The 23,787-nt window shown below is 60.2% G+C and carries 15 protein-coding genes and 1 pseudogene; 10 read left to right on the top strand and 6 right to left on the bottom strand.

Annotation, left to right across the window (positions count from 1 at the left end):
• Positions 1 to 159: 159 nt before the first annotated feature.
• The 3 genes from G3N94_RS19020 to G3N94_RS19010 all read left to right on the top strand — a co-directional run bounded on the left by G3N94_RS19020 (position 160) and on the right by G3N94_RS19010 (position 3,627).
• On the top strand, positions 160 to 333 hold the full coding sequence (locus G3N94_RS19020) for a hypothetical protein (RefSeq protein WP_205794125.1): 174 nt from the start codon (positions 160 to 162) through the stop codon (positions 331 to 333).
• Positions 334 to 373: 40 nt separating this feature from the next.
• Entirely contained in the window at positions 374 to 1,819 is a 1,446-nt protein-coding gene (locus tag G3N94_RS19015) for an ATP-binding protein (protein WP_205794124.1), read from the top strand.
• 323 nt (positions 1,820 to 2,142) lie between these two features.
• Complete coding sequence (locus G3N94_RS19010; RefSeq protein ID WP_205794123.1) at positions 2,143 to 3,627, top strand: ISNCY family transposase; 1,485 nt, start codon at positions 2,143 to 2,145, stop codon at positions 3,625 to 3,627.
• Between the two features lie 310 nt (positions 3,628 to 3,937).
• Here the strand turns inward: G3N94_RS19010 and G3N94_RS19005 are convergent, their stop codons facing one another.
• The 6 genes and pseudogenes from G3N94_RS19005 to G3N94_RS18985 form a co-directional block, all read right to left on the bottom strand.
• Complete coding sequence (locus G3N94_RS19005; RefSeq protein ID WP_205794122.1) at positions 3,938 to 5,608, bottom strand: phage integrase family protein; 1,671 nt, start codon at positions 5,606 to 5,608, stop codon at positions 3,938 to 3,940.
• 471 nt (positions 5,609 to 6,079) lie between these two features.
• Positions 6,080 to 7,198 carry an acyltransferase gene (locus G3N94_RS19000; protein ID WP_205794121.1) on the bottom strand — a complete coding sequence of 373 codons (1,119 nt, stop codon included), beginning with the start codon at positions 7,196 to 7,198 and terminating at the stop codon, positions 6,080 to 6,082.
• A gap of 514 nt (positions 7,199 to 7,712) precedes the next feature.
• Positions 7,713 to 7,847: pseudogene (locus G3N94_RS42485) on the bottom strand (transposase); the annotation flags it as partial.
• 81 nt (positions 7,848 to 7,928) lie between these two features.
• Positions 7,929 to 8,165: a hypothetical protein gene (locus G3N94_RS18995; RefSeq protein WP_205794120.1), complete on the bottom strand. Its 237-nt coding sequence runs from the start codon at positions 8,163 to 8,165 to the stop codon at positions 7,929 to 7,931.
• A 9-nt stretch (positions 8,166 to 8,174) separates the two neighbouring features.
• Entirely contained in the window at positions 8,175 to 13,610 is a 5,436-nt protein-coding gene (locus tag G3N94_RS18990) for an RHS repeat-associated core domain-containing protein (protein ID WP_205794119.1), read from the bottom strand.
• Between the two features lie 10 nt (positions 13,611 to 13,620).
• Positions 13,621 to 16,584, bottom strand: coding sequence for an IPT/TIG domain-containing protein (locus G3N94_RS18985; protein ID WP_241021941.1), 2,964 nt, complete (start codon positions 16,582 to 16,584; stop codon positions 13,621 to 13,623).
• A 547-nt stretch (positions 16,585 to 17,131) separates the two neighbouring features.
• Between G3N94_RS18985 and G3N94_RS18980 the strand changes: the two genes are divergently transcribed.
• The 7 genes from G3N94_RS18980 (at position 17,132) to G3N94_RS18950 (ending at position 23,775) form a co-directional block, all read left to right on the top strand.
• Positions 17,132 to 18,277, top strand: a complete 1,146-nt coding sequence (locus G3N94_RS18980) for a cytochrome c peroxidase (protein WP_205794118.1) — start codon at positions 17,132 to 17,134, stop codon at positions 18,275 to 18,277.
• A 195-nt stretch (positions 18,278 to 18,472) separates the two neighbouring features.
• Positions 18,473 to 19,111 carry a lytic transglycosylase domain-containing protein gene (locus G3N94_RS18975; protein ID WP_205794117.1) on the top strand — a complete coding sequence of 213 codons (639 nt, stop codon included), beginning with the start codon at positions 18,473 to 18,475 and terminating at the stop codon, positions 19,109 to 19,111.
• On the top strand, positions 19,108 to 19,575 hold the full coding sequence (gspG, locus tag G3N94_RS18970) for a type II secretion system major pseudopilin GspG (RefSeq protein WP_205794116.1): 468 nt from the start codon (positions 19,108 to 19,110) through the stop codon (positions 19,573 to 19,575). The genes G3N94_RS18975 and gspG overlap by 4 nt, the downstream gene beginning before the upstream one ends.
• A gap of 22 nt (positions 19,576 to 19,597) precedes the next feature.
• The gene (locus G3N94_RS18965; protein WP_205794115.1) at positions 19,598 to 20,782 is read left to right on the top strand and encodes a type II secretion system F family protein; all 1,185 of its coding nucleotides are present in this window, start codon (positions 19,598 to 19,600) and stop codon (positions 20,780 to 20,782) included.
• Entirely contained in the window at positions 20,779 to 22,464 is a 1,686-nt protein-coding gene (locus tag G3N94_RS18960; protein WP_205794114.1) for a GspE/PulE family protein, read from the top strand. Before G3N94_RS18965 ends, G3N94_RS18960 begins: the two co-directional genes overlap by 4 nt.
• A gap of 106 nt (positions 22,465 to 22,570) precedes the next feature.
• The gene (locus tag G3N94_RS18955) at positions 22,571 to 23,251 is read left to right on the top strand and encodes a hypothetical protein (protein WP_205794113.1); all 681 of its coding nucleotides are present in this window, start codon (positions 22,571 to 22,573) and stop codon (positions 23,249 to 23,251) included.
• Positions 23,248 to 23,775, top strand: coding sequence for a hypothetical protein (locus G3N94_RS18950; protein ID WP_205794112.1), 528 nt, complete (start codon positions 23,248 to 23,250; stop codon positions 23,773 to 23,775). The genes G3N94_RS18955 and G3N94_RS18950 overlap by 4 nt, the downstream gene beginning before the upstream one ends.
• Positions 23,776 to 23,787 lie beyond the last annotated feature (12 nt).

Below are 23,787 nucleotides of genomic sequence, written 5' to 3'. Positions count from 1 at the left end.
ATGGACATGGACTTCCCCTCGCGCTGGCGTTGATGAAGGCTCGACACTCCATCATGGCACTTTGATGCCGATTCGCGGCTTCCGCCGCAGCCTCGGGACGGGGAAGTCCCTTTCATTCGATTACCCCTGTATTGGCGACGTAATGAAGACGACGAGGCGATGGATGCAGCCGCCATTGACCAGCTGATCGACACAATTGATGCCGCACTCGACCAGGCGGACGGCGAGGATATCGGCGCATGGCTGCAGGCGGTCAAATGGGTTTGTGCCGATGTGCTGTCGATCTATCTGACGAGCAATCGGGCGGACCTGCAGGACTTCGCGCAGGAGTAGTCGCGGTTTCTGGCGGATCGCGGTGTAACACCACACAACGATGGGCCTGACGCTTGATCAATCAGGTCGTCCTTTCGAGAAGGAGGTCACGGTGGCGGAAATGGACAATACCCGGGTCAAGACGCTCGTTGAGCGGCCGAGCGAAAGCCTCGCAGTGGAAATCAAAACGTGGATTGATCCCGACTCGGCGGAAGGGCAGTCGAAGCTAGTCCGTGCCATGTTGGCGCTGCGCAATGCGAACGGCGGTTATCTGCTCATCGGCTTCGATGATAAGTCGCTGGCGCCGGACCTCGATCGCGCTCCGGCGGATGTGAGAAGCATGTTTCATCCTGACAAGATCTACGCGCTGGTCGCGCGGTTTGCGTCGGAACTCTTCGATGTCGCGATCGAGTTTACCGAGCGGGACGCCCGGGTGTATCCGGTCATCGTGATACCGGCCGGCGTCCGGACACCTGTGGCGGCCAAGTCCGACCTGATTTTGGACGGTAAGAAACTGGTGGTGGAAGGCGACATCTACGTGCGGACACTGAATGCGAATCGACGGCCCAGCAGCGCGAAAGTGCACTGGAAAGATTGGCCAGCGATTATCGACACCTGCTTCGACAATCGCGAAGCAGACATCGGCCGCTTCGTCCGACGTCACCTGAGCGGTCTAACCACGGATGCCGTCAAGCAGATCCTCGGCGCGATGGGCGAAGACAATGCTGGAGCTCCGGTCGAGCAGAATCGATTGCAGATGCTGTTGGACGATGGGAAGCAGCGATTCTCGGCGGCCGTTGCCAAACGGTCATTGAGCCTTCCCAAGACCGGATATTGGGAGGTCGCCATGTACCTGGATGGCCCGGTGCCGGACCAAAACCTCGGTACCTTTTTGAATCTATTGAGGTCGAGCAATCCCGAGTACAGTGGCTGGCCAGTTTGGCTGGTGAGCGAAGCTTTCGGCAACGAGGCCGATCGTCCGTACGTAATCGACCACGGTTGGGAAGCGCTGGTTGCGCTTCCGGGTGGCCGCCACACGGACTTCGAGCGCTTTGATCCAAAGGGCGTCTTCTACCATTTGCGTGCACTGTTCGATGACCTGCAATTGACCGACTACAGCCCGACGCCGGGCGTTGCCTTCGACTATGCGCTACCGATCTATGACTGCGCGGAGGCCATTGCGGTGGGGCTGGCCTTTGCCAAAGCGATGGGATGTCAAGAGGACAACTGCAAGCTGGAATTTGCCTTTCGCTGGTCCGGCCTTAGCGGCCGTGAGTTGGTGTCCTGGTACGGTCGCGGCGGAATCATTTCACCGGGCAGGAAGGCGCATCAAGATGCCATCACGCTGTATCAGTCCGTGCCTCTGAGTACGCCGCCCTCGGCGATCGGCGGGCTGCTGGCTCAATCGCTGCAGCCGCTTTACGCGCTCTTCAAAGGATTCGAGCTGAGCGCGAAGGTCATCGAAGACAAGTCGACCCAACTTGTGGAACGCAAAGCAAACTTTTGATTCGATTTCTCCGGTTGGGGTGGTTGTATGATTCGACGGGCTGTCCCGATTGCCCGGCGCGCACGCGGATGACGAACTTCTCGGCGTCACCCGCGAGACGAGTGCTCAAGCAATCTTTATCGGAGATGCAAAGCGATGTCTGACCGCCGCCGCCAACGCATCTATTAACGCGCGATTTGCATACGCTGTGAGTTTACATAAATCTAATTATCGCCGGAATTGGTGTGGCAGCTAGATAGTAATGTCCGCTTTTAGCTACATAGAAATGTCCGCTTTGGTCGCCAAGCTGACCAGCCGCCGGGGCTCCGGCGCTGGAGGCTTCGATGGCAGCGACGGAACGGATCACCATGACGATGCGCGAGCTGGACCGATTCAAGGTCATTCAGGACGTCGCGGACGGCAGGCTCAAGCCGTGGCGTGCGGCGCAACGGCTGGAATTGACCACACGGCAGATCCGGCGGCTGGTCGCGCGACTACGTGAGCACGGCCCGGCTGGTTTGGTGTCGGGACATCGTTCGAGGCCGGGTAATCGTCATTTGGATTCTGGAACGGCTGATCGGGCGCTCTCGATCATTCGCGAGCGCTACGCCGATTTCGGGCCGACGCTGGCTTGCGAGAAGCTCTGGGAATGCCACGGCATTCGCCTGGCCAAGGAGACGGTCCGGAAGCTGATGACGGACGCCGGCTTGTGGGTGCCGCGGCGGCAGCGTCCGCCGAAGGTCTACCAGCCGCGGGCGCGGCGCGCGTGCCTGGGCGAGCTGATCCAGATCGACGGCAGCGAGCATCGGTGGTTCGAGGATCGGGCGCCGCAATGCACGTTGCTGGTGTACGTCGACGACGCGACGAGCCGGCTGATGATGCTGCACTTCACGGCGACCGAGTCGACCTTCAGCTACTTCGAGGCGACGCGGACCTATCTGGAGCGCCACGGCAAGCCGGGCGCGTTGTACAGCGACAAGGCGGGCGTGTTCCGCGGCCCGTCTGCTGGCAAGACGGGCAACAGCGTGACGCACTTCGGGCGGGCGATGTACGAGCTGAACATCGACACGTTCTGTGCGAACAGCAGCTCGGCGAAGGGGCGCGTCGAGCGCGCGCACCTGACGCTGCAGGATCGGCTGGTGAAGGAGCTGCGGCTGCGCGGCATCAGCACGGTAGCTGACGCCAATGCGTATGCGCCCTCCTTCATCGCCGCCTACAACGCGCGCTTCGCGAAACCGCCGAAGAGCGACTTCAATGCGCACCGGCCGCTGCGGGACGACGAGAATCTCGACCTGCTGCTGACCTGGCGCGAGACACGGCGCGTGACGAAATCGCTGACGGTGCAATACGACCGGGTGATGTATCTGCTGGACGACACGCCAGCGAACCGGAAACTGATTCACCGTTACATCGACGTGTGGGAGTACCCGGACGGACGGATCGAGATCCGCGCCGACGGCTGCGTGCTGCCATGTCGGCAGTACGACCGATTGGCCGAAATCGACCAAGGCGCTGTCGTCGAACACAAACGCCTGAGCCACGTGCTGCAAGTTGCGCAGGCACTCCAGGCGCAGCGTGACAATCGACGCGCCTCGGGTTCGCCGTCACGCACGAATCAGGGCATCGAAGTGCGCACGCCTGCACGTCAGGAAGGCACGAAGAAGCAGCGCGAGTTCACGCAGGCCGATGTCGATGGCGTGATCGTGGAACTGGCGCAACGCCGGCAAACCCCAAAGCAACCCCGCAAACCTGGCCGTCGGTCTGCAAAAGCAGTCGAAGCGGACGTAAGCGCCCTGCCGGTTCAGACGCCCGCATTCGACACTGCGTAACGATTAAACCCGTGACAAATAGGCAGCCAAACCAACCGCAAAACCAGCCCCAAAACCGGACATTTCTAAATAGCCAGCAGGCGGACATTTGAGAACGGCTTTGACAATTGGTGTAGCGGCTAAGTTGTAATGTCCGCTTCCCCGTGGTTTGAGCGTTCCACTCTAGCACTGCGACACCGATTTATGCGTTACGAATCCACAAGGTTATGGGGGGCGAACAAGGTAAGCGCAAATTCCTATCATAAGCGCTGCAGTTATACAGAGCGCCCGATTTTGGGGAAATTTGGAATATAGCCTTACTGCCACGACTCTAGGCGGAGCGTGGTCCGAATGCCTGATCGAACTGCCGAGCCCGCTTGACCTCGTCGCCGTGCAGATAGGTCGACGTGCTCGAAATCGATGCGTGCCGCAGGTTGTCGCGCACCATGATCAATTCCGCCCCGCGCGCGAGTGCATGCGAGGCGTGCGTGTGCCGCATCCAGTGAGGGCTCGCACGGCGCAGCTTGTCCGCCATCGTGGGTCGCTCCTGCTGAATCGCGTTGGCCACCAGTAGGAAGAACCGCCGCAGCACGCGCCCGAGCCGCGTGGTCTCGATGCCAACCCCGTCTCCGTCGAGGCTCGCCACGATCGGTGTAGCCGGTTTCCACCTGGTTGGCGTCACCGGCAACCCGCGCTGCACCAGATACTGATCGAGCGCCGCACGGGCCAGTGATGGGAGCGCGACCTTGCCAAGCTTGCCGCCCTTGCCGACGAGGTGCAGCCAGTGATCGCCGTGTTCGTCGGTGCGGATGTCTCCGAGCGTTGCGCCGACCAGTTCGCTGGCCCGGAGGCCGGTCGCATACCCGAAATCCAGCAGGAAACGAAGGCGCTGGGCGGCCGCCTCACTCCAGCCGTAGGACCATTCAAGGCCATCGGCAATCGCGCGGATCAGCAGCCATTCGCCATCGGTAAAACCACGCGTGACATCGAGGCCTGATTTCACGCTCCCTCGCACCTTGACGCCCGCAAATGGATTGGCGAGGACGTAGCGCTGCTCGACCAGCCAGCGAAACAGCGCCGAGAGCACTGTGAGCGCATACGCGGCAGAGCGCGTCGATAATGGCCCGCTGAACGGCCGCCATTCTACGCTCTGTCGTGGCCGCGACGGCCCGACCCAGCGTTCGCGTGGCGTCGGCCGTCGCAGGAACGCCCGGTAGGCGATCGCGTCGTCAGTGGTCAGCGACGACAACGCACATCTGCGCTCGACGATCGCCCACAGGATCAGGCGTTCTGCCTCCTTCCGATAGGCACGCTGCGTGGCGGCGGACTCGTGCAGGGACAGCCAGGATTGCACCGCCTCGTAGTCGTTCGATGCTTTCAACATACATACGTGTGGTGGTGCACGAAACTGACCGAGCGAGCCGTCGACCTCGTGTGGCACGCGCAGTTGTTCCCACGGGACGATCGGCCCCGCAGGAGTTGCTGCCACCAGCGCGCGAGCACGTTCGGTCAGCGCAGGATGGGCCGCAAAGAATGCTTCCACGCAGCGTGCGCCAGCGGTGCCGAGCCCGACGATCGCCGTCCACCAGCGCCGCCGGCGCGGAATTCGCACGGTCAGCTCGGCCAGTGTCCGGATCCCGTGCGTCTGCAGGGCGGCCACCACCCGCGGCGGCAACCACCGGTCGATCTCGTCGGCGATGTGCGGCTCCGGTGCCGGCAGGTTGCGCAACGTTTCGATCGCACGAGTGACGGTGTCACCCGACGCAGCGGATCGCGTACCGAATACCTCCGCCAGATCGTCGCGATGTCGGCTCGTCGCGAACGCGATCAGAGCTCGCTGGATACGGCCGAGCACGCCGCGCGCGGAAATCCCCGGTGCCTTGCGGTCGCCCAGATAGCGCGCGACGGCCGCTCGAGCCTCGAGCCCGGCATACCACGCGCGCAGCGCGGCCAGTTCGGCGTCATCAGGGAACGCGACGGGTTCGGTCTCACGTGTTTGCATGATTGCCAGTTTAGACCATTATTGATGATGGACTGATAATAATCCTTATCGGTCCATTTGCACTCGAGTTCTGACACGTTCCTTTCAATCGTTGTTGTCAGGTGACCGATGTCGCGAGACCGAGTAATCCGGGCGGCAGCGGCGAGTCGTCAGACACGAGGTAGATCCCGTTACGCTATCACGTCACGTCAGTCTCGCAAGCGCGCGAAGATGGTCGCGCCGCGGATCATCGGTCTGACGCTCTCCGCGTGCGAGGCGACGCACGTCGCGCTCGACTCCTTGAACGGGGCAAAGATTATCCGCGTGCCGCCCGGCTACTCTAGCTCGTTCGATCGGAATTTTGCAGTCCTGACGCGGCCTCACCGGTAACGGCGGCCTCACATACGTGTGGAAATCGCACGGCCGGCTCGGCTCGCTGACCGGGTGCGTTTGTACGACGATGGCTCTTCGGTCACGGAAGTGGCTGTGCGCTCAATCGGTGCGGCTAGCTGTTGAGGCGCGGCCAGTGCTGATCCCAGAGGACCGCGTCGACCATTCATAGATGCGCGCGCGGCAAGGGATCTCAACGGCCTCGCACATGATGCGCGCGATCGCGACACACACGAACACGAAGCCTAAGCAGGCTGCGATCCTTCCGCCGAACGTGTCGCGGGCATTGACGACCGATACGAATGGTAGACAGAAAACCGCATGCGTCAGGTACAGCGAATAGGAAATGCGTCCAAGGAATTGAAACGGTCGCATGCAAAAGACCGCTGCGATCGGCCCGTGGTCCTCGATCAACGACGCGACGAGCGGTACGAACATCAATGGCGCAGCGCAGGGTAGACCCGGAATGCGATTCGAATATATGAAGAAGGCGACCACGACCGTGAACGTAGCGACTTGCGCGAATCCCCCGCGTAGCGCGCGGAATATTTCACGATGTCGAAATTCTGCAATTAACGCGCCTGCAAAGAATCCCGCCAAGCAGCGTGACCAACCGAACCGTATCGTTGAGTCGAAGCAATCCCCGACGGAAAGGCACTTTCCAAGCCCTACAGCGGCCCAAATTGCGATTCCGTATCCAGCCATAGCCAAGCCCGCGAATGCAAAAATGCGCGCTTTGGCGCGAGCGGCGAAGCATGTCGCAGCGAACACGAGATAGACGTAAAACTCATCGCACGCCGACCATGCCGAGCCGTTGCCGACGGAATGATCAAACGTATTAAGCGCCTGTGTCATTGTCGCGAGTGCCAGAAACTCGGCAGGCGTCGGAATGTCTATCGGCGCGCTATGCCCGTTGTGAATCAGGATGGACGCGACGCCGATGGAGACCGCGTAGTAAAGGGCCGTCGTGACGGCGAACACCGGGAACAGACGGCCGAACCGCCGCAAGATGAAAACGCGCGTTTCCGCGATGCGATCCAGCTTGCGGCTGTACGCCGCGCATATGACAAACCCGCTGAGAACGAAGAACAAATCAACCGCTAGATAGCCGTTGCGAGCCAGGCCGAACCATTGGCCGTGCGTCGCAAGGTACATGTGAAATGCAACAACGAGAACAGCCGCCGTCCCGCGTAGACCCTCAAGGGCATTCGTCTTATTCATCCCCGTCCCCGCGCATCGCATTTTTCGCTACGTGGTCTGAGTTATAGGGGGTAAGCACGCCTGGCTCAATGTCCCATAGGGAAAGCCATGACAAGGGTGAACGCTAAAGCATCCCGGCCCGCGTCATCTCTTGTCGGAGCAAGTGATGCAACTGGATGAGCTTGCCGTTTGCACCCCCAAGGTCGCCCTTGTCCTTCGTGCTGCGGTCAGTTACGTCATACCGGTCTCGGATCTACTCGAGCGACTTCCGTAGCGTCACGATCGCCAGATTCAGGTGCTCGACTACGGCGTTGCCGGGCAGATGCGCCACAGCCCACGCAGTCCGTCGTCGTTCGTTACATCGAACTCCGGCATCTTCGGCGCGCGCCTCAATCCGGGATCGCGATACGGCATGACGTTGCAGTCAACCTTCGTTTCTTCGAGCGGGACTGGGGCGGTGTCCGGAAAGTCGGCCTGCAGCCAGAGCGAGAATTCGTCCTTCGCCGTCGCGGCGAATGTGCACTTCCGCGTTCCGTACTGTGGGCATGGATGCATCGTCCATCGACAGACGAATGAACCAACGAAGCAGCAAGTTGTATTGCACCTGCTCCATGAGTTGGTGCTTCGAGCCAACGCTGTCGAGCACCTTGAATTTTCCCATTACCACGGCAGTTGGCAACGTATCTTTTTTCGAGAATATTTTTGCAATTTCGGGCGCACAGAGAAACCATTTTCCGCCAACATCACAATCCTAACTTGTTATAGACCATATAAGGAGGATCGATCCAAGCAATATAATCCCAATCCCGTTCGCAATAACAGCACGCTTTGCATATTTTGTTTTAAATATGAAGGTAAAAAAACCAATTAAATTAACCCACGGATGGCGCTCGCGAAACTCAAGAATAAATGACGGGAAAAATGTTTTAAAAATCCCCATCGAGATAGCAAACGCCCCAAAAATTCCTGCCCAGGTCTTCTCGTTCATTCTCCACCTCTATTCAACAGAACCTCTGAGGTTTCCAAGGTACCAGTTGTAACCGGCACTCGCCCCAGGCGTTTGCAGAGTCCCTCCGAGACGATTCGGGCCTTCGTTTCCTGGACCTGTTGGATCGGACCAATTCACCCCAACACCGACCCCGGCGTTTGCCCCGAATCCACTCAGAAAATTCCGCAACTGTTGTGCATTTGGAGGGCATGGATCAGGAGTCCACCCGACTCCAAACCCTACAGTGCCGCCCAAGCCAACGCCAACGCCAGGGCCGGCATAGACGCCACCTGCTCGATCGACGGTGAATGTTATGCCAATCGGTCCGAGTACCGGAAGCGACAATCCGAAGTAGTCGGGCACCCTCAACAGGCCGAACGAGTCGATATATGCAAGCGGACTCGCTCCCACGTATAAATATAGGTTGCCCCCTCCATTCAATCCAACCGGGTCTTCACTTACGAACCGACCGAAACGCGGCTGGAAATACCGGGCCCGATAGTAGTACAGGCCAGTGCCATCGTTTTCCCGCCCTGTATATTGGGTAGCGTTGGTGCTGGCTTCGCCGGTCGTGGATGTATTGCCATACGGCTCATACGCGTAGCTCGTCTTGATTGCGCCACTGGCGTCCGTGAGCGCGACCGTGCTGCCCAGCGCGTCCGTGACGAAGCTTCTCGTCCCGAGGCTGTCGGTACGGCTGTACACCTTGTCGATCTCCAGCCCCGTCATCAGATTCGCGGTGGGCGTGCCGCTCGCCAGTTCCTGCACCACGTTTGCCCCATCGTAGAGGAGATTCGTCACGGTGCCGTTCACCGTCTTGCCGCTTCGCCGCCCCAGTGTGTCGTAGGCAAAGCTCGCGGTCGCCGTCCCGGCCAGCGAGACGAGCCGGCCGCGCGAGTCCCACCCATACGTGAGGCTGCCGTCACCAGTAAGATTGCCGTTCGCGTCATAGGTCAGCGTAGTACCGGACCAGTTGGTCAGCCGGTTATCCACGTCATAGGTCGCACTCGCCAGCGCCGCCGGCAGGCTCAGGCTGGCGAGCGTGCCGCCGATCTGTGTGCGCCGTCCCGCGTTGTCGTATGCATAGATCAGGTTGCCGACAGTGGTGCTGCCATTCGCATAGGTGATCCCGGTCAACTGGCCCGCCGTATCGTAGGTGTAGGTGGCAACGATCGCGTTGGGCAGCGTGAGGGTTGACCGGCGGCCCGCAGCATCGTAGGTGACCCCTACCTGCGCGCTGCCCTGCGTGATGCCGGTGAGGCGATCCGCGTTGTCATAGGCATAGGCGACTGCGGTCTGACCTGCCACTTGGAAGGTGGTGCGCCTGCTCACGGCATCGTACGTATACGCGACGCTACCCTGCGGTGTGGTCTCGGCGGTGAGGCGATCGAGGCCGTCGTAGGTCCTATTGATGGTACCGCCTTGGGAATCGACGATTTGGGTCGGCCGGTCCCCTGCGTCAAAAGTGACACTTGCGGTTGCATCGGGCGACGAGAGGCTACCACCGTTGATCGTCTGGCCATATGCGGCCGATACACCGCGGTTGAGCCCGTCGTAGCTGAACGTCGCGACTTTGCCCTTGCGATCGGTGTGCTGCGTGAGATTGTCGTTGCCGTCGTAAGCATAGCTCTCGACCGCCTGCAGCGGATCGGTGCGGCTGACGCGCCGATCCTTGGCATCGTAGGCGAAGCTCGTGATTCCGCCTCGCGCGTCGGTGAGGCTTGTCAGATTGCCGTTGGCATCGTACGCCAGGCTCGTGACGCCGCCGCGCGCGTCCGTCATGCGAGTCGGCAAATCGCGCCCGTTATAGTCGAAAGTGGTGAGATTGCCCAATGGGTCCGACACCGACAGGAGCCGCCCGATCCCATCCGTGTAGCGGGTAACGGTCCGGCCGAGTGGATCGGTGATCGCGGCGAGATCTCCACCCTGATAGCTGAGCGATGTGATATTGCCCAGTGGGTCGGTGATCCCGGTCATCTGGCCCAGGCTGTTGTAGGTGAAATGCGTGGCATCGCCCAGCGGGTCATCCATTTCGATGCGGTTGCCGGAACTGTCGTAATGGTATGTCGTGGTATGCCCAAGCCCGTCCGTATAAGTGCTCAGGCGGCTATACACGGGTTCATATGTAAAGCTGGTAGTAGTCGCCTGCGAAGTTCCCGACAGCGCCGTCACGCTCGCGAGGTTGCCCACGGAGTCGTACGTATAGCTGGTGGTGCGCGACAGCGCGTCGGTCGAGGAAAGCAACAGGTTAGTGCCGGTGCCTCGGCTGTAGGTGAACGTCTGCGCTTCCGGCTTGCCCACTGCCCAGGTCGTGCTGGTCGGATAACCGCTCGCGTTGAAGGCGATCTGACGCACGGCGCCTTTCGGATCGGTAATGGCGGTTTGCGTCACGTTACCGTTGCTATCAAGTGTGTAGGCAAACTGGTACACCCCGCCATCCGCGAGTGTCTGCTTCGTGACCCGGTTGTTGGAGTCGTACTGGTTTGTCACCATCACCTGGCCGCCAGGCCTCGTGACCGTGAGCATGTTGTTGGAAGCGTCGTACGCGTAGTGCTCCGCACCGCCGTCCGGGTTTGTTACCTGCGCAAGACGTCCGCTCGCATCGTACTGATAGGTGACGGTTCGACCGATATTGTCCTGCGCCTGCGTTACACGGTTGGTACTGTCATAGGTCAGGTTGATGAATCGTCCGTCCGGATTACTAATTTGTGTCAGGTTCCCGTAGGAGTCACGCGTCAGCGTCAGCTGGTTACCCAACCGATCCGCGAACGTGCGAAGCGCGGCCATCCGGCTGTTCGAACACCACGCGCATTCGGCAAAGTACATCGTTCGTCCGTCGCGCATCTTCAGCACCCAACCGTTGTTCAACCAGCTGATGGTCGCGCCGTAGTACGCGCTCGGAGTCGCAGTGTGCGTGTAGACCGCATCGGCCCAACTCGTCCCGGACGAGGTCCGTACGAAGTGAATTCGGCCACCGTCCGGCAGGATCAGGTCCTGGTAGGTGTACGGGTTTATGTCGCCAATCGTGAAAATATCGTACCGGTCGGTGGCGCCGATCCCGAACGCGCGCGACGTGCTGTCACTCTGACGATACACCCGTGTCAAAGCCAACGGTGTCGTGCCTGTGATCGTCAAATCGGTGCGCGAGAGCACGAAGAGACCCGTCGCGCAATCCACAGGGTCGCCTCCCTGCGACACGCAACCCGCTTTCCCGCCCGATTTACTGGAACCTGAGGGACCGGCAGGGTGGCCGGGCTGCGGTGGTGGGACATTTTGCGAGCAGTCTTCGCCTGGACCAGGGGGCGGCCCTTGCGGTGCGGCAGTTCCTGGTACGCCACCCGATCCGGGCGAGCCGCCCGCCATCGGGCAACCGCCCGGTGGCGGGCCATTTGCCGGTGCGTTGGTAGATAACGAGACCATCGCCCCGGTGAGCTCGTAGATGGCGACACCCGGGTCTGGGACGATTTGCTGGCCATTGGCGCTAATCTTGCCCTCACCGTACACGTACCAGCCCTTGACGGTCGGGTCGTAGTTCCAGAAGTCCAGACTGCTTCCGGGTGCGCCATGATGGTAATTCGGGTAAATCACGCGGGCGCCCTGCGCGCTCGCGGCATCGACCCCTTCGACATGCGCCCCGCCGGGCTGCAGGGTGAAGTAGACCGGGACGTAGCGCGTCGGAAGCGGGAATGGTGGTCTGTCCACAGGTACCGGAGTGATCGATAGTTCATTGATCACATGCCCCGCGCGATCACGCAGCACTGAGCCCTTCGGGAGGTGGACTTCCAGGCCGGGGATGTACGGCGTGGTAATGACCACCTCGTCGGTGGTCGGCGAGTCAAATTTCACTGCATGCTGAGTGTCGATTAGCGGCATCCAGCTCGTGTACGGCAAGACCGTGGTCTTCCCTGCGTCGACGGTAACTAATGCCTCGAAGTAGCCCAATGTCTTTCCGGGCCGATTCGCACTTCGTCCATCTATCACCAGTGTTTGGGTCCCAGCGCTCACCCCGGCCAGCAGAAAGCGTCCAGTCGCATCCGTTAGCGTACTCTGACTTCCGAGCTTCATGGTCACGTTGGCCGCCGCGGTGCCGTTCATGAACAATACCTGCCCGGACAGCGCGGTCACCCCCGGTGTTGCCATCAAGGCCGGCAATTGCTGCAAGGGTGCCGCGGGGAATTTGAGCCGCCAGTCCCCGGCCAAATGCGGGCCATTTGGAATCCAGATAGTGGGCTCCGCCATGCCGGCCAGGGCTGCGGGCGACTTAGACTGCGCGGGTGCCTTCGGAGTTGATGCCGCGGTAGGTGCGGCGGCACTGACTGGGCTCGTGGCTACCGCAACCGTGCTGCCGGACGATGTGCTCGCGGATGAGGACGCCCCGCTTAGCGTACGTGTAGTAAAGCCAATTGAGGTAAACGGGAGCGGCCTGTTCGTCGCATCGACGGCGCCACTGATGAAGAGCGTGTAATTTGCCCCGGGCCGAAGATCCGTTGCCGGCGTTACGAACAGCATCCGCCCGCCCTCGGCCGGCACCACGTGCACAGCGACAGCGTCGGTCGGCCCCAGGAGCGTCACTGTGCGTGGATTGAGGCTAACGACGGATAACGGCGTGGAAAAGCGTATGGCGATGGATGCATTGACGGCAACGCTAGCCGTGCCCGGCGTCGGCAAGGAACCCATTACGGCAGGCGCGTCCGCAGCTGCGGGTGCCGCCAGTACATTGTTGCTGGCAGCATCGACCGCGGTAAAGTTCTGCTGTTGCGGGGAGTAGATTTCAGGGGTGGACACGGGCTTGCCCGCGCCATCGCGTCCTCCCGAAAGCAACACGGGCTCGGTCGGCAACACCAGCGCGGTATGGTCCGCGCGCGGGACAACTAGCTGCGCACTGAATGGCCGGGCCTGGCGGGTGGCAGGATCCCAGAGCTCAGCCTGCGGTAGCGGCGTCCCCGCCCCGGAGACACCACCGGCCACGAGCACCGTACCATCCATGAGGACGGTGGCGGTATGGTGGGCGCGTGCAAGCAGGCCCACATCGCCCAGGGAGGTGAATGACTGGCCGGCCGGATCAAACTGCTCTGCACTATTTAGGATCGTTCCGTCCGTTCCGGCACCACCCAAGACAAGCACGCGCCCATCCGGTAAAAGCGTCGCGCTGTGGTACGCGCGCGGCGCAGCCAAACCGGTCGGCAACTTTATGATCTGCTGAGTTGTCGGGTTGAAGATCGACACCGTCGCCGCAGCGGCGCCCTCGCCACCCACCAGCACCCAGCGCCCGTCCGGCAGAAGCGTCGCGCTTTGTCCCGGTACCGTGGGCAGCGCTCCCGCAAATGAGTGACCAATGGTCAAGCTCAGCAGCAACAGCAGGCTGATCAGCCATCGAAGGAAAAGAGGCGAGACGTTCATGGCGCACTCCTTGCCGTGTAACCCGATGAATTTTCTGGCGAGCATCGCGGTTCCTTCATTGGCTGGTCAGCGTGAAGGTGGCGCTGCCGGTTACGGTGCTGTCCGGATCCAGCTTGATCGTGTAAGTGCCAGTGGTTGGCAGCGTGAGCGTTCCGCTTGAGTAACTTCCGCACAAGCGAGAGCTATTCAGCGAGGAGCCGTTGGGGTTGACGATCGTGACGGTGCCGCAGGTGCTCGCGAGCGACGTGTTCTCACTGATGGTGAGCGACACACGCTGCGCGGCCGTGCCGCTAAAGGTCAGGCTCAAGTCCTGCCCAGGCGTGGTGGTGGTGAGTGTGACCGCCGAGCCGCCCGGGGTGATCGTCCCGGTCGGGTCAGGCGGCACATTGCCGAGCGTAAAGGTGGCGCTGCCCGTGACGGTACTGTCCGGGTCCAGCTTGACCGTATAGGTGCCGGTTGCTGGCAGCGTGAGCGCATCGCTATAGTAAGTGCTACACATGCGCGAGCTAGTCAGCGAGGAACCGTCCGGGTTGATGATCGTGACGGTGCCGCAGGTGCTCGCGAGCGAAGCGTTCTCACTGATGGTGACCGTCACACGCTGCGCGGCCGTGCCACTAAAGGTCGGGATCAAGTCCTGTCCGGGCGTGGTGGTAGTGAGTGTGACCGCCGAGCCGTCCTGGGTAAGAGTGGCCGTCGGATCAGACGGCACGTTATAGAGCGTAAAGGTGGCGCTGCCGGTGGCGGTGTTGTCCGGGTCCAGCTTGATCGTGTAGGTGCCGGTGGCTGGCAGCGTGAGTGCGTCGCTATAGTAAGTGCTACACATGCGTGAGCTAGTCAGCGAGGTACCGTTGGGGTTGACGATCGTGACGGTGCCGCAGGTGCTCGACAGTGACGCGTTCTCACTGATGGTGAGCGACACACGCTGCGCCGCCGTGCCGCTAAAGGTCAGGCTCAAGTCCTGCCCGGGCGTGGTGTTGGTGAGTGTGACCGCCGAGCCGCCCGGGCTGATCGTCCCCGTCGGATCAGGCGGCACATTGGCGAGCGTAAAGGTGGCGCTGCCCGTGACGGTACTGTCCGGGTCCAGCTTGATCGTGTAGGTGCCGGTGGATGGCAATGTGAGCGCGTCGCTATAGTAAGTGCTACACATGCGCGAGCTAGTCAGCGATGAGCCGTCCGGGTTGATGATCGTGATGGTGCCGCAGGTGCTCGAGAGGGACGCGTTCTCACTGATGGTGACCGTCACACGCTGCCCAGCCGTGCCGCTAAATGTCGGGATCAAGTCCTGCCCGGGCGTGGTGGTAGTGAGTGTGACCGCCGGGCCGCCGGCGGTGATCGTGGCCGTTGGATCAGGCGGCACGTTGTAGAGCGTAAAGGTTGCGCTGCCGGTGGCCGTGTTGTCCGGGTCCAACTTGATCGTGTAGGTGCCGGTGGCTGGCAGTGTGAGCGCGTCGCTATAGTAAGTGCTACACATGCGTGAGCTAGTCAGCGAGGAGCCGTCCGGGTTGACGATCGTGATGGTGCCGCAGGTGCTCGCGAGCGATGTGTTCTCACTGGTGGTGAGCGACACTCGTTGTGCGGCCGTGCCGCTAAACGTCAGGCTCAAGTCCTGCCCGGGCGTGGTCGTTGTGAGGGTAACCGGCGAACCGCCCGGAGTGATCGTCCCCGTCGGATCAGGCGGCACGTTGTAAAGCGTAAAGGTGGCAGCACCTGTGGCGGTGCTGTCCGGGGCCAACTTGATCGTGTAGGTGCCGGTGGCTGGCAGTGTTAGCGCGTCGCTATAGTAACTGCCCGAAAAGCGAGCGCCGTTCACCAGCTTGGAGCCGTCCGGGTTGACGATCGTGATGGTGTCCCAGGTGCTCGCGAGCGACGTGTTCTCACTAATGGTGAGCGACACACGCTGCGCAGCCGTGCCGCTAAAGGTCAAAATCAAGTCCTGCCCAGGCGTGGTGGACGTGAGCGTTACCGGTGAGCCTCCCGGGGTGATCGTCGCCGTTGGATCGGGCGGCACATTGTTGAGAGTGAAAGTCGCGCTACCGGTTGCTGAGTTGGGCGCGACCAAAATCGTGTACGTTCCAGTGACCGGCAGTGTGAACTCGTGGCCGGAAAAATTGCCGCTGCACAGTGCCGTTCCGCCCAGCACCGATCCGTTGGGTGTCAGGATTTGTAGCACCCCGTTGCCACACTGCCCAAAGGTCGAGCTGCTTACGAGCAGGCTCACCCCTTGCCCTGCGGTGCCGTCGAACAATATCAGCCCGATCGTCCCGGTGGCGGGAAGCGTGACAGTTTGGCTGGCTCCGATCAGCATACGCCCGGTCACAGCGACCGCAGACGCCAGATAGGGGCTCGGTGCAACGAAGAAGTCCTGCGTGCTTGTCGCTTGACCGTACGGTGTCGTCAGGGCAACTCGGCCCGACGTGGCCAACGTTGATACCGTGCCTGTTAAAGATGTTGTGCTAGCGGAACTTACAAATGCTGGATCCGTATTGAATGAGAGACGATCTTCGCTCGTAGTGGTTCGAAAATTAGTGCCCGTCACGGTCACCGAGGTGCCGCGATTGCCTATTAACGGCGAAAATCCGCTGATCGTAGGCGCCAAGGCGCTCGTCACCGTAAACGCTGACGCGCTCGACGCGCTACCGCTCGGCGTGGTGATGGAGATCTGCCCCGTGGTGGCTCCGGCGGGAACTTGCGCGACCAGTTGCGTGGTGGACGCAGAAGTGACGGTGGCCGCGACGCCATTGAAGCTGACTGCGTTTTGACTGGCCGTCGTCGAGAACCCATAACCCGAAATCGTTACGTTCGTGCCGACAGCGCCAGAACTCGGCGTGAAGCCGACTATCGACACTGCCGCGTTGCCGCGGGCAATCGAGACGATGTTGCCAGTTGCGTCGTAATTGTAAGTCGCGGCGTTACCCGAGCTATCCACTACGCCAGTTAGCCGTCCAAGCTCGTCGTAGGACAAGTTGTACGTGCCCGCCCAGCAGAGCGTGACCGCCGCAAAGAATGTAAGCGGCAACATGGCCCATACAGCGCGAAGAACACGCAAAGATCGACGCAGCATCGCCGCCACCCCGTATGTGGACTCACCGAACAGCAAACAAAAAGCCAGGAGATCGATCGGGTGGATCGTGTCTACGGAGATGGACAGACAGCGCAGGATGAAAGCATTGCGTTGAAGGCGCCGCCCGACCTGGGCTTGACGAGGAAGAGCGCAGGCGCGCCCAAGTCCTTGCTGAGAAGAATGAACACTTGAACCCCCGAGAAATCTTATCCTTCTATTTAGGTCTACTTCTTATATGTTTCAGTCACCTGAAGCAATGACATTTGTTCTAGCACACGAAGTTCTGACAATCAATAACGCCATCATCGATTAATCGTTATTGCAAGGCAAATGTCATAAAACGAGAGAAAGTATTTAAGTGCCGTGCGTATTGATGGATCAATAGCTTGCACTCTTTTGGCACAATTCAAATCAGCAAACGTTTGCGAACCAATGTGGCCTTGTACGATTTTTAACGTGTGCTAGCTTCTTCATAACCACACTTTTTACTTCGGGTGACGTGGCGATGAAGCGAGTCGACGCGAACATCATCCGCCGTCTATCGGCCCAGAATCGAGTGCGAGCGCGCACCGTACATTGCGTCGCCGTGGCCATCGCCGCAGCCCTCCCCATCGTGGCGCCCGGCCAGGTGACCAACGATCGGCTCGGTCTTCCACTTTCAACACGCGCTGCGTGCGCAACCAACGACCCAAAGGCGATACTGCTGGGGCGAAAGCTCTTCTTCGATAAGCGCTTCAGCGCTGACGGAACTGTGAGTTGCGCGAGCTGTCACCAACCCGAACGCGCCTTCACGGACGGATTGTCGAAATCACGCGGCGTGGGTGGTCTCACTGGAACCCGCAATGCGCCGAGCCTGCTCAATGCCGCGCTGGTCGAAACACAGTTCTGGGATGGTCGTAAATCCTCACTGGAGGATCAGGCGCTGGAACCCTTCGTAAACCCTGTTGAGCAGGGTCTCAAAAACATCGACGCACTGTTGAGATCAATTCGAGGCGATACGGCGTACGTCCGCGATTTCAAGACAGCATTTGGCGTTTCGTCGCGAAATATCGGCGCACAGCATGTCGCACGGGCGATCGCGAGCTTCGAACGCAGCCTCGCCGCAGGCGACTCGGCGTTCGACCGCTACTACTACGGCGCCGACAAAGCGGCGCTTTCTCCGGATGCCGTGCGAGGGCTCCTGCTCTTTACAGGGCGGGCACAGTGCTCGACCTGCCACACCATCGGCCCGCAGGGTGCTGCGTTCACCGACGGGCAATTCCATACTCTTCACGTCGGCATGTCGCAGATCGAAAGCCGACTTACGGAATTGACACATCAGGTTCTCGCCTCGAGGAACCGGGGCGATTCGATTGCGACAATCGTTCTTGGCAGCAACGATGTCGCGGAGCTGGGACGGTTTGTCATCACGCTCGATCCCCGCGACATCGGAAAATTTCGCACGCCAAGTCTTCGTAACGTCGCGCTGACGGCACCCTATATGCATGAAGGGAGCGTCGCGACACTCAGAGAAGCCGTTGAACAGGAGGTGTACTACCGCACGGCGCAAAGCGGTAGTCCCTTGATTCTCACTCCCCAGGAAAAGGACGATCTGGTTTCTTTTCTGGAAAGCCTGACAAGCCGCAGGGCGACGCTGACATACCAACATTGACCGCACGCATGATTGCTGCATCCGATGAGACAAGGGTGTGCGATCTGGGCTCGGGATAGTAGTTCAACGGATTGGCAGGTTAGATCGGCGATTACTATACTGCCGTGCACGGTCGACCGACAGACCGACATTGGGTAGGACACCATACGTTGTTGAATCGTCACATAACGGTGTCCACTTTCGGGGAACAATGAGATGAAGGGCGATAGATCTCGGTGTTTGTCGTTTTTGCTTTTCATCGCAATCACCTTGCTGGGGCAAGCTGCATCCCCTGCGCCAATCGACATATTCCTGACACGACAAGAAGACGGGACACCCTTATATAGTAATGTGCCTCGCAACAAGGCCTCGCAGCTAATCGAATCAACGTCCGTTGACCGACTCCACTCGCCGACTACGGCAATAGGGAAATCCCTCGCTTCGCACTGGAACGCCGTTGTCAGGGACGTCGCCAACCGGCGCGGAGTTGACCCTGCGTTGGTGCGGGCTGTCATCGACGTGGAGTCAAATTTCAATCCCCGTGCACGCTCTGGCCAAGGAGCCGTCGGGTTGATGCAGCTAATGCCACAAACGGCCACGCGCTATGGCGTGAGAGACGCGTTTGATGGTTACCAGAATATTGAGGCTGGCGTCCGTCATTTAAAGACACTGCTCGACACCTATCACGGCAACGTCGTGCTGGCCCTGGCCGCGTACAACGCGGGTGAGCACACGGTCATCGACCACCATGGACTCATTCCACCGTATCGGGAAACGATGCTCTATGTTCCCAAGGTATTGGCACGCTACGAAGCTTACCGGGCGATGAACACGGAACGGGAGGGTATCCGATGAAGTTCGTCAGAGACTCAGTTGGGAACGAGACCGCGGGACATGAACCTTCCGGACCGTCGGCACGCGCAAAAGGATTTACGCTGCTTGAGCTGCTCGTGGTCATCGTCATCATCGGCCTACTCGCATCGTACGTCGGACCCAGATACTTTTCGCAGGTGAACAAGTCTCAAACGACGCTCGCGAAAGCGCAGCTCGCGTCGTTTGAGAAAGCGCTTGACGCGTTTCGCCTCGATGTGGGTCGCTATCCCACGACCGAGGAAGGCTTGAATGCCCTCATGGTGGAGCCGGCCAACGTCGCAAATTGGAATGGCCCGTACCTGAAGAAGGAGATACCCCCGGATCCGTGGGGCCGACCTTACCAGTACAGGGTTCCAGGACCCAAAGGCGAGTTCGAGGTGAAGACACTCGGCAAGAGTGGCGTGCCAGGCGGAACCGGCGAAAGCCCTGAAATTTCCATTCCGTGACTCCATAAGTGAGGATCCAGCGATGCGTTTCGATGCGCGTGTTCTTGGCGCTGACCACCGAATCGTGCTGGTGAGCGTCGAAGCAAACGACCTGGAAGCGGCGAGGCGTCAGCTTGAGGCGCAGTCACTTCGCGCTATTGATGTCCGTCCGTCGATTGTCGGACGGGCGACAACGCGGCGGTTTCGGTTTCCCGTCATGCTATTTACTCAGGAGTTGCTTGCGCTGTTGAGCGCAGGCCTAGGGATCGTGGAGGCCCTCGAAGCCCTTGAAGAAAAAGAGGCGGTGCAAAGCACCAAAGCTCTAATAGGACGACTCTTGCAGCGGTTGCGCGAGGGAAACCGGCTTTCCGCCGCACTTGCGGAGCACACGTCTGTCTTTCCGCCGATATACGTCGGTCTGGTCCGGTCGGCGGAAGGCACGAGTGACCTGCCGGTTGCCCTCGAGCGCTATGTGGCCTACCAGCAGCGGGTTGACACAGTGCGTAACAAGGTCGTGAGCGCTTCGCTTTACCCGCTGATTCTCTGTGCAGTTGGTGGCGTGGTGACCGTCTTCCTGATGGCCTATGTTGTACCGCGCTTCGCGGTCATCTATCAGGACACCGGTCGCCCTCTTCCGCTGCTCTCCCTTGCGATGATCAAAGGTGGGAAATTCATCGCGGGTCATAGCTTCGCATTTGGCATTGGGGCGGTTACGGGTACGGTTGCGCTGGCGGCAGCAGCGCGTTCGTTTCTGACCAATGGCGGGCTAGGGACACTGCTACTGCGGTTGCCACTCGTCGGCGAGCATGTTCGTATGTATCAGCTATCACGTCTTTACCTGACGCTCGGCGTACTGCTTGAAGGAGGCATGCCGATCATGGAGGCGCTCCGCAGTGCACGCGCGGTGATTCCACGCGACTGGGGCCATGCGTTTGACGGGGTTAGCAGGCACGTTGAAGCTGGCTATGGGCTTGCAGCAGCGCTCGAAGGGCAGCGCCTCACGACAGCCGTCTCCCTACGCATGCTGCGTGTAGGCGAGCAATCTGGCCAGATGGGGCAGATGCTTCGACAGGCTGCGCAATTTTACGAGGGTGACATTTCACGGTTCGTGGACCGGTTCACGCGCACGTTTGAGCCTCTGTTGATGGCCGTGATCGGAGTGGTCGTCGGATCCATCGTGATTCTCCTATACATGCCAATCTTTGATCTGGCTTCGAGCCTGGAATGAACGAATCTACGCTGATCTCCGCACTTGACCGGGAACTGATCGAGACGGCCCGTGAGCTCGCGAGCCGGTCTTCCGGGAGCATGATCAGTGCGCTAACGACGACAACGGGAAGGGGTGGCCGGGAAATCGTTGCCATGCTTGGCGCGTATCTGGACTGGCCAGTGGTTGAAACAGCACACATGAACGAGGCGACGCCCGCGTTTGACCTGCTGCCTCTCGCCAAGGCGCTACAGCGGGGCGCTATTCTGCTGCGGACGTCGGCTGGCGAACTCTGGGGGGTGGTCGCGGACCCGTTTGATGCAGACCTGCAGGTGTGGCTGGATGCGCACGCCAACGCACCATTGCAGTTTCGGCTGGCGGTCACCGAAGATATACGCGCCTACTTGGATAGACAGGAGGAAAACACCCGCGCGGTTGATGGCATCCTGGCTATCGCCGGCAGCGATACAAGGGACCGAAAAACCACGCCGGAGCTCTCATTTGCGGCCGTTGCCGACAGTTCAAGCCCCGCCATCAAGCTCATCAATTCCACGCTTTACGACGGTCTAAAAGCTGGTGCTTCTGACGTTCATTTCGAGTGCCATATGAACGGCCTCGCTGTGAGATACCGCATCGACGGTGTCCTTGTGCCGGCGGCATCGTTCAGTGGCGACGAGCTGGCAGAACAGGCAATCTCCAGGCTCAAGGTGCTGGCTGAACTGGATATCGGTGAGCGCCGGATTCCGCAGGACGGCAGGTTCCGGGTGAGCGCGCAGGGCCGGGAGATCGACCTTCGCGTCTCGATCATGCCAAGCGTCCACGGCGAGGATGCCGTGATCCGGATCCTCGACAAACGCGCCCTGATCGAGGCCCACGGCAGTCTGAGCCTCCATGCGCTGGGCTTTGACGAGCTGTCGCTACAAACACTGCGCCAGCTGGCCGACGCGCCCCATGGCATGTTGCTGGTGACCGGTCCAACCGGATCTGGCAAGACGACGACCCTGTATGCCGTCATTGCGGAGACGCACACCAGCCACGACAAGATCATCACGATTGAAGATCCAGTGGAATATCAGTTGCCTGGTGTCTTGCAAATACCGGTGAACGACAAGAAGGGCCTGTCCTTCGCGCGCGGCCTGCGCTCCATTCTGCGCCACGACCCGGACAAGATCATGGTTGGCGAGATCCGGGATTCGGAGACGGCTGAGATCGCGGTTCAGGCAGCACTCACTGGCCACCTCGTGCTGACGACTGTGCACGCCAACAACGTTTTTGACGTCGTTGGGCGATTCTCGCACATGCGAATCGATCCCTATGCCTTTGTATCGGCGCTGAATGGCATCTGTGCCCAGCGACTCGTTCGCCTGACTTGCACGCGTTGCAGCCAGACAGCGCACCCGACAGCAGAGCAACTGCGCAAGGCCGGTCTTCGGCCCGACGACGGAGAACAGTTCACATTTGTAACGGGTGCAGGATGCGGAGACTGCCGAGGCACCGGGTACCGTGGACGCAGAGCGATTGCGGAGATCCTTATCCTGAATGACGAGATCCGCGAGATGATTGTCGAGAAGGCACCCATCAGGCAAATCAAAGAGGCCGCATACAGGCAGGGCACAAAGACACTGCACCAAACAAGCCTGGATTGGGCCAAGCGCGGGCTTACTACACTGGAAGAGGTTCGACGTGTGGCGCTGGTCACGTGAAACCGCTCAACTCCAGATTGCTCGGGATCATGTCGCTTTTTGCCCGCGTGATGTAAGGAGTACGGCCGCCCAGTTCAGGAAACATCCCGTTACCGGGTTGGCGACCGTGGAAGACGCGATCACGTCGTGCCTTGCTGAGGGGCACGGGTCGAATCTTGATGTGGACATCGTAGTGAGTGACGCGTATGCCCGATTCTGGATCGTCGTGCCGCCAAATAATGCGTCCACTCGGGGAGATCTCAGACTGTGCGCGCTCTGGCGATTCGAAGAGCTCTTCGGTGAGTCGCCAACCACATGGAATCTCCAAGCGGACTGGCATGCGACCAGACCGTTTATGGCGTGCGCGGTTCCGCTGGCACTAACGGACGCAATTCGCTCGGCATTGTCGTCTCGTCGTATTCGCATCCAGTGCTGTGTTTCGCGGTTCATAGCCGAGTGGAACAGGCATCATCGGCGATTCCGCAAGCACGATACATGGTTTGGCGTATCGAACGATTCAATCATGACCGTGGCACTTGTGCAGGATCAGCGGATCACGCACGTGCGGAAAGTGAGGCAACAGCCAGGTGGGGAAATGCAGCTCGACACGGTCGCGTCGGCCCTGCGCTGCGTCGCCCTGCAACAGAAAGCTCGTCTCCCGGAGAGTGTGCTGTTGTGCGGAGACATGCCTGCAACGTGGCAGGCGACAGGTATCGAAGGCTTTCATTTCGAATGGGTAGACGGCGATGCGCGCCCCGTCGGGAACCCTGAGTCTCCGGCGGCAACGTTGGGAGGGCCATCGCCATGAGAAGCCTGAACATCGATTTCCTGCCATCAACAAGGCGACAGCGGCTGTGCCTGCGCACACCAGTTCGTTGGATGGGACTGGTCGGTGTCGGCCTGTGCCTCTGGGCGGGCTATCGAATTGATGAAATTCAAACGACGAACTCGCGGCTTCGCGCGCAGGCTAGTCAGATGGCGGCTGCACGTGCGATGCGCGAGACGGCAAATCGCCCGCCGGCGCTTCCTCCCGAAGTGCAGTTGCGCGCTGTCAATCAGGCAATTGGCCGACTGAATGTACCGTGGGGAGATTTCTTCGGGGCGCTACAGGGCGCGTCTACGCCGCACGTCGCGTTGCTAGCAATCGAGCCAGAGGCCTCGACGCTCACCTTGAAGGGGATGGCCGAGGCAGCCACGCCAGAAGCAATGATTCAGTACATTGAAGCGCTCAAGCAAGGGAAGTTCTTCAAGACCGTGACCCTCTCCCACCATGAGATCAACACGGCTGATCCCAATGCGCCCATTCGATTCAGGTTCGATGCGACGTGGTAAGGACACGAGATG

Origin of the sequence: Burkholderia sp. Ac-20353 (genome assembly GCF_017104785.1) — a bacterium.
Classification (GTDB): domain Bacteria; phylum Pseudomonadota; class Gammaproteobacteria; order Burkholderiales; family Burkholderiaceae; genus Burkholderia.
The sequence above is the reverse complement of the archived record's forward strand: the minus strand, read 5'-3'. Positions and strand labels throughout refer to the sequence as shown.

What these genes read in the sequence shown, in the direction of transcription:
- G3N94_RS19020 (WP_205794125.1), top strand. Translation starts at nt 160, where the DNA reads ATGGATGCAGCCGCCATTGACCAGCTGATCGACACAATTGATGCCGCA.
- G3N94_RS19015 (WP_205794124.1), top strand. Translation starts at nt 374, where the DNA reads ATGGGCCTGACGCTTGATCAATCAGGTCGTCCTTTCGAGAAGGAGGTC.
- G3N94_RS19010 (WP_205794123.1), top strand. Translation starts at nt 2,143, where the DNA reads ATGGCAGCGACGGAACGGATCACCATGACGATGCGCGAGCTGGACCGA.
- G3N94_RS19005 (WP_205794122.1), bottom strand. Translation starts at nt 5,608, where the DNA reads ATGCAAACACGTGAGACCGAACCCGTCGCGTTCCCTGATGACGCCGAA.
- G3N94_RS19000 (WP_205794121.1), bottom strand. Translation starts at nt 7,198, where the DNA reads ATGAATAAGACGAATGCCCTTGAGGGTCTACGCGGGACGGCGGCTGTT.
- G3N94_RS18995 (WP_205794120.1), bottom strand. Translation starts at nt 8,165, where the DNA reads ATGAACGAGAAGACCTGGGCAGGAATTTTTGGGGCGTTTGCTATCTCG.
- G3N94_RS18990 (WP_205794119.1), bottom strand. Translation starts at nt 13,610, where the DNA reads ATGCTCGCCAGAAAATTCATCGGGTTACACGGCAAGGAGTGCGCCATG.
- G3N94_RS18985 (WP_241021941.1), bottom strand. Translation starts at nt 16,584, where the DNA reads ATGTTGCCGCTTACATTCTTTGCGGCGGTCACGCTCTGCTGGGCGGGC.
- G3N94_RS18980 (WP_205794118.1), top strand. Translation starts at nt 17,132, where the DNA reads ATGAAGCGAGTCGACGCGAACATCATCCGCCGTCTATCGGCCCAGAAT.
- G3N94_RS18975 (WP_205794117.1), top strand. Translation starts at nt 18,473, where the DNA reads ATGAAGGGCGATAGATCTCGGTGTTTGTCGTTTTTGCTTTTCATCGCA.
- gspG (WP_205794116.1), top strand. Translation starts at nt 19,108, where the DNA reads ATGAAGTTCGTCAGAGACTCAGTTGGGAACGAGACCGCGGGACATGAA.
- G3N94_RS18965 (WP_205794115.1), top strand. Translation starts at nt 19,598, where the DNA reads ATGCGTTTCGATGCGCGTGTTCTTGGCGCTGACCACCGAATCGTGCTG.
- G3N94_RS18960 (WP_205794114.1), top strand. Translation starts at nt 20,779, where the DNA reads ATGAACGAATCTACGCTGATCTCCGCACTTGACCGGGAACTGATCGAG.
- G3N94_RS18950 (WP_205794112.1), top strand. Translation starts at nt 23,248, where the DNA reads ATGAGAAGCCTGAACATCGATTTCCTGCCATCAACAAGGCGACAGCGG.